This is a genomic window from Polaromonas sp. P1_G4, assembly GCF_056405475.1.
Genome location: NZ_JBFUCA010000868.1, coordinates 1 through 1130 on the forward strand (window position 1 = coordinate 1; position 1130 = coordinate 1130).

Below are 1130 nucleotides of genomic sequence, written 5' to 3' on the forward strand. Positions count from 1 at the left end.
GCTTCGGACTGCGCGCCCGCCTCATTCGGGAACCAGTCGGCCACCGCTATCACCTTGCCCACGCCGGCGTCGCCCAGCRCACCCGGCACGCCCAGCGCGTTGCCATAGAAGGTATAGAACTTGCCCTCGTAACCCACTTCCCTTGCCGCCTTGATCAGCAGCGTCAGGTCGTTGCCCCAGTTGCCCGTGAGCACTGCCTGCGCTCCGCTGGCCTTGATCTTCGCGGCATAGGGAATGAAGTCCTTGACACGGCCCAGCGAGTGCAACTCGTCGCCCACGATCTGCACGTCGGGTCGCTGCGCGCCCAGTTGCTTGCGTGCCTCACGCAGCACGGCCTGYCCGAAACTGTAGTCCTGGCCTATCAGGTAAATGCTTTTGAGCGCCTTGTCGTCCCGGAGCACATCCATGAGCGCGGCCATGCGCATGTCTGCATGCGCATCAAAGCGGAAATGCCAGTAGCTGCACTTTTCATTCGTCAGGATCGGGTCGACCGCCGAATAGTTGAGGAACACCACGCGCTTGTTCGGCTCACGCTCGTTGTGCTTGTTGATGGCGTCAATGAGCACCGCCGCAATCGCCGAGGAATTGCCCTGCGCCACGATGGTCACACCGTCGTCAATGGCCGAACGCAAGGCCGCCAGCGCCTCTTCGTTCTGGCCCTTGCTGTCGTAGCGCTCAACGACCAGGTTGCGCGGGCCGCMTGCCAGCTTCACGCCGCCACGCGCATTGACGCGCTCAGTGGCCCAGACGAGGTTGCGGAACACCGCTTCGCCGGTATTGGCGAATGCGCCTGACAGGCTTTCGATCAGCGCAATACGAACAGGTGCCGGGACAGGCGGCTGGCTTGCGGTCTGCGCGAACGCCGCCGCCGAGGCGCAAAGACATAGGGCCATGAGGAAGCGTTTCAAGTGTTTCTGCATAAAAAAATAGACCCTGGTCTTTTGCCTGATTTGGCTTGAATAAACCGCTTGCACACCTAACTGGGGTGCAAGCGGCAATCACGGTGAGCGCCGCGCAGTGTAAGGGGAAAACCCCCCTTGTTCATCCATCAAGGAATAGCCATGTTTTACTCTCTCGCCCATCGCCCTGCCCGCGCCTTTCATCGCCACTACGCACCCGTCGTTAGCAAC

1 protein-coding gene is annotated in these 1130 nt (G+C 61.1%); it reads right to left on the minus strand.

Annotated elements, in window-relative coordinates; translation table 11 throughout:
• Nucleotides 1–920, minus strand: a 920-nt coding sequence (locus AC1D1X_RS24035; protein WP_477699446.1) for an ABC transporter substrate-binding protein, incomplete at its 3' end; no start/stop codon positions are given.
• Between the last annotated feature and the right edge of the window lie 210 nt (nt 921–1130).